The 5,250-nt window shown below is 65.8% G+C and carries 3 protein-coding genes and 1 pseudogene; 2 read left to right on the plus strand and 2 right to left on the minus strand.

The genetic code is table 11. The features are described 5' to 3' along the window. A partial coding sequence (locus MFF54_RS26985; protein ID WP_238307268.1) for a PAS domain-containing hybrid sensor histidine kinase/response regulator family protein occupies positions 1-2,298 on the minus strand: 2,298 nt, incomplete at its 3' end. A 443-nt stretch (positions 2,299-2,741) separates the two neighbouring features. Between MFF54_RS26985 and MFF54_RS26990 the strand changes: the two genes are divergently transcribed. Both MFF54_RS26990 and MFF54_RS26995 read left to right on the plus strand, forming a co-directional pair. Further along, positions 2,742-3,338, plus strand: coding sequence for a sensor histidine kinase (locus tag MFF54_RS26990; protein ID WP_238307269.1), 597 nt, complete (start codon positions 2,742-2,744; stop codon positions 3,336-3,338). Beyond that, entirely contained in the window at positions 3,335-3,487 is a 153-nt protein-coding gene (locus MFF54_RS26995; protein WP_238307270.1) for a response regulator, read from the plus strand. Before MFF54_RS26990 ends, MFF54_RS26995 begins: the two co-directional genes overlap by 4 nt. A gap of 1,149 nt (positions 3,488-4,636) precedes the next feature. On the opposite strand, the pseudogene MFF54_RS27890 reads toward MFF54_RS26995, so the two are convergent. After that, positions 4,637-5,132 (minus strand): annotated as a pseudogene (locus MFF54_RS27890) (DNA polymerase ligase N-terminal domain-containing protein). Positions 5,133-5,250: the final 118 nt, after the last annotated feature.

Consider the following 5,250-nt stretch of genomic DNA (forward strand, 5'->3'; position numbering starts at 1 on the left):
TTTTGTTAGACGCTCTAAGTGTGTGGCCGCCGCCTCCGCAATCTCTGCCACCGCAGTACTCCGGGGCAGCCAGAGCTCGACATTGGTGCCGAGCCCCAGCTTGCTCTGGATGGTCAGCGCCCCGCTAAGCTGAGAGGCGAGCCCGTGCACCATTGAGAGGCCCAGCCCCGTGCCTTTGCCAACACCCTTCGTGGAAAAGAAGGGCTCGACCGCGCGCGCAAGCGTCGCCTCGTCCATGCCGGCGCCCGTATCAGCGACCGACAGCCGGATGTAGCACCCCGGCCGGAGGTCCGCGCGATGGCCTGGCTCGACCGCCTCCACGGTCGCCGAGATGCGCAGGGTACCACCCTCGGGCATCGCGTCCCGGGCGTTCACGCTCAGGTTCAGCAACGCCATCTCTAACTGGTTCGGGTCGACCAGCGCAGACGGCAGACCCTCGGGCGCCTCGACGACAACCCGGATCTGCGGACCGGTCGTGCTCGATACGAGGTCGCCCATGCCAGTCACCAATTTCGCAACGTCGACGGGGACTGATTGCAGCGGCTGGCGCCGCGCAAAGGCGAGCAGCCGCTGCACCAGGGTCTTGGCCCGCTCGGCCGACTGCATCGCACCCGCTATGAGCCGCTGCTCGCGCTCACCGCCCACGCCCCGGCGCTGAAGCATGTCGAGCGAGCCAACGATCGGTGTGAGCAGGTTGTTGAAGTCGTGCGCGACGCCGCCCGTGAGCTGACCCATCGCCTCCATCTTCTGGCTCTGGCGCAGCGCTTCCTGCGCGGCTTCAAGCCCAACCCGACGTGCCTTCTCGTCGGTGACGTCGCGGGTGATCGAGTAGAGCTTGCCGCCCTCAGGCACGGCCGCCCACGACAGCCAGCGCCAGCTGCCGTCCTTGGTTCGGTAGCGGTTCTCGAAGCGCATCACGGGGCTGCCCTGCCGCACCTGGGCGAACGAGGCGGAGCTTGCCCCCATGTCCTCCGGGTGCACGAAGTCGGCGTAAGGGCGGCGCTCGATCTCGTTGGGCGGCCAGCCGAGCGCGGCGGTCCAGGCCGGGTTCACCGCATCGAAGGTGGCCGTGTGGAGATCGATGACGGACAGCAGGTCGAGGCTGTGCTGCCAGATCAGGCCGCGCTCGCGCGAGCGCTCGACTACCTCGCGTTCTAGGTTGGCGTTGAGCGCCCGAAGCGCATCCTCAGCGAGCTTGCGATCATGGATGTCGACCGATGCCCCGAACCAGCGCACGATCTCTCCGGAGACCGGTTCGCGGTATGGTTCGGCCCGGACGAGGAACCAGCGATACTTGCCCGCTGCCGAGCGGATGCGGTGCTCCACGAGGAAAGTGCCGCCCGACCGCCGAGCCGCATCGAACGCAATCATGGTGGGCGGCGCATCGTCTGGATGCACGTACGTGGCGGCCACCTTCGCGGCCGTCGTCGGCTCGTAGGGCTCGCCGGTGTAGTCCGACCACTGCTTGTTAAAGAACTCGGTGCGGCCCTCGGCATCGGTGATCCAGACGATCTGCGGGACCGCGTCGGCCATCAGCCGGAAGCGTGCCTCGCTGACTCGCAGGCCCTCCTCGGCGGCAAGGCGCTTGGTGAGGTCGACGGTAACCACGAGCAGGTTGCCGGGCCTCCCATCCGCGTCGGGAAGTCGGGTAACCCGGCTGTTGGCCCAGGCGGTCGCGCCATCCGGCCTCTGGTAGCGCTTGTCGAGCGAGGTGGTTCCGCCGCTTCCCATGGCCCGCTCGATAGCATCGAGGCTTGGAGCCAAATCCTCGGGATAAGTCACGTCGGCGACGCCGAGGGACAGCAACTCGTCCGACCCACGACCGAGAATACGGCACAGCTCCCCGTTCACTCTAAGGAAACGGCCATCCGGTGCGACCTCCGACAGGCCTACTGTCGCATTGGCGAAGATGGTGGCGAGCCGCTCCTCGCTCTTCTTGAGCGCGCGCTCGCTGCCGACGCGCTCGGTCGTTTCCGCCAGCACACACAACACGCCCGCCGGACGACCCACCTCGTCGAGCACAGGTGAGTAGTCCAGGTCCATCCAAACCTGCTCGGGGTGGCCATGCCGAAAAAGCGTGAGCTCTTGGTCCTTGTAGGACAGGGTGCCCCCGGACAAACAGATCTTCATTACGTTGTCGTTGAAGTCGGCAACCTCGGGCCATCCCTCGCGCACTTCGGAGCCCAGAAGCTTGGGATGACGTCCGGCCGCGAAGACTGAGTAGGCGTCGTTGTAGAGCATGATGCCGTCCAGACCCCACAGCATCACCATCGGTACCGGCGAGCGAAGCAGGATCAAGGTCGCAGTTCTAAGGCATTGGGACCAAGCCTCTATTGAGCCAAGCGAAGTGCCGGACCAATCACGTGAGGCGCAGAGCCTCCCGCACGCGCCGCCGGTGAGCAGACTTTTATGAAATGCCTCGGCCTGAGCAGCCACGATGGACCCTTGAGTTGCGGCTGCAGTGAACGGGTGCGCACCCGCTGCAATTAGAGCACCGGGTGAGTTCCGTCAGGCCCGCGCCAACCAGAAGTGGTGGATTGCCGTGAGGTCCAATCCTGCGAGCAACCGGATGCAAGGCTGCCAGCAACGAAAGCGTATCCAGGCGCTCCTCACCCGCACGGCCAATGTTAGCGTCGGCATCGCCTCCCTCGTCCACGATGAGGTCAGCGTGCATGCCCAGCATGACAGCCAGTTCGTTATAAGGCGGCCCTGACATTACGCTCTCGCCCAAGGCGGCCGAGGTGCTATCGCTGGCGATCCACGAGCTGGCCACCAACGCCGTCAAATACGGCGCTCTCTTGGTGCCGACTGGCAAGGTCACCGTGCGCTGGTCGATCTTCGAAAAGCGCGGCGTGCCTTGGCTCGCCTTCGACTGGACTGAGAAAGGCGCACCCACCTGCCCTCAACCCACACCGGACGTGCCGCGCCGTCGCAGCTTCGGCTCGGAGCTGATCGAGGCGCGCATCCCCGACGAGTTGCGGGGCTGCGGGCAGATCACCATCGAGCCCAGCGGGGCCCGCTGCCCCCTGGAGTTCCCGCTCCGAAAGGGAGCCAGCATTCTGGAAACGGATGCCCCGCAGGGCGTCACCGTGTTCGGAGGAGCAATCGACATGACCGGCGAACCGGACCTGGACGGCCTCCGCATCCTGGTGGTGGAAGATGACTACTACCTCGCCACTGACACCGCGCGAGCACTCCGCGGTGCGGGCGCGGAAGTGATCGGCCTGTGCGCGACGAGGCAGACGCGCGGACAGAACTGGAGGGACAACGCCCTGACGCCGCGGTCGTCGACATCAACCTCGGACCTGGTCCGTCTTTCAAGCTGGCTGAGAGGTTGAGGGACCGGGGCGTCCCGTTCGTGTTCACCACGGGCTACGACGCCGAGGGTATCCCGGCGGAGTTCGAGCAGGTCGAGCGATTGGAGAAGCCGCTTCAGCTCCGACAGATCATTGGCGCGCTCGCTCGGCTGACGTCTCCTGCCACCTAGCCCGGAAGCGGACGCGCCCAACGCCTCCGAAGGGCCGAAAGCGGCGGTTCGGCGCCAGTGGACCCAGACCAGAGCACGCCCCGTTCAGCCCCTGAATGCCCAGATTGAGATGCTGATCAAAAGCAAGTTCAGATATGAGCGCCCCGGCGTCTAGTCGATCTTCGGCTTCTGCGACAGAATGCTCTCGCGTTAGTCGCCCGCTGCCTGCGCTCCGTTGGCGTGCATTGTGACGCTGCCACCATCGCGATGTCGCCCTTCATCAGCCGGCATAAAGACCAGCTTGCCAGAGCAGCACTAGTTGATGAGGCAGAAACCACCCTCCGGCACGCGTAGCCCACCGACTCGCCTGTCCAGCGCGCAAGCCGCTATCGTGGTCCGTGCCTCTTCCACTGGCTGAAGCGCTGCAATGGGAGGGCGAGGAGGTGACGCTGTTGCTTCATCGGACAGGCGAAGCTCTGCCGCGCCGACCCCCACTGGCACCGCAGATGCTGCAGCCACTGCCCCGGCCCGGCCTGAGGTGATAGCGACGACGGGCTGATAGCTGATCCGACCTACCGGCCGAGGGTCTATCCGCTGACTAGCAGCCGATATCGTCGCGGCGGGCTGGTAAGATGTCGGGGCACGCCCAGAGAACAAGCGTCCGAAGCCGCGCCCGCGTGCCTCTGCGCCTTGGATGCTGGCTGCTATGGCCAAGGCCGCCGCGCCTACCACCATCCACGTCCGCATGGCTCATCTCCGTTGCATGGATGGAGCCTGCATCCGGCCAGGTTAAGCGCGGCCGAAGCTAATCCTCTGTCTTGAGATGAAACGACGATCTCCACAGCCTAGATTGACGCCGACCGCTACCAACCTGCCCTCGTCCGATATCGATTGCCGAACGCATCCTCCCGATGGCCGGCGCTTGCGAGCGTCACGGGCATAGCCGCCGATGCCTCAGCCGTCGGTTTTGGTGCTGCATGCTCTGCTACCACGTGGACTACGGCGCCGGCCGTGATCACCGACCACAGCGCAATGACATAGGCAGAACGGATCCCCAGCATGGTTGCCCCCCTCAGGCTGCTTGCTGAAGGCGGACCTGACTGCGTATCACGGCTGTTTCGGGGCGTCTTGTCGGCGCTGGCGGGGCCGCCTTTCAGAGGCTCCACCCGGTCATCCCTCAGCGGCAACCTCCTCGATGCCTCGGCCGGAGATGACAGAGAGCGGCAGCTCGATCAGTACATCCGGTGTCGATCGCGGCCGGGCCGCCCCGTCCTTTCCCTTGATCAGCAGCCAGGAGGGTTGCCGCTCACCCTGGCGCGGCTTCATGCGGACCAGCCGCCACCCGCCCCTCAGCTTCTCACCCTGCAGGATGAAGCCGAGCGAGCCGTCGGCGAGGCCGGCAGCCGCATCACTGTCTGGCTTCGAGGTCCCACGATCCCACACCAGCACCGCGCCAGCACCGTAGGATCCTGCCGGGATGCCCCCCGAAGCCGCCGTAGTCCAAGCGGTGATCCTCGACCGGCACGGCGAGGCGGCGCTCGCCCGCTACGAGTCTTGGCCCGCGCGCAACCGCCCAACTCTTCAGAACGCCCTCAAGCTCGAGCCGGAAGTCATAGTGCAGTCGCCGAGCAGCGTGCTTCTGAATGACGAAGGAGAGAGCGCCCATGACAGAGCCACTATCGCCCTAGGAGCCGGGCGGTTCATCCTTTCCCAACCCGGCACTCACAAGGATGCACCCGCCGGAGCCGGTCGTGCTCCGGACCGCGGGGGGGGGGGGGGGGGGG

This window comes from Methylobacterium gregans (assembly GCF_022179245.1).
In the GTDB taxonomy this organism is placed as follows: Bacteria; Pseudomonadota; Alphaproteobacteria; order Rhizobiales; family Beijerinckiaceae; genus Methylobacterium; species Methylobacterium gregans.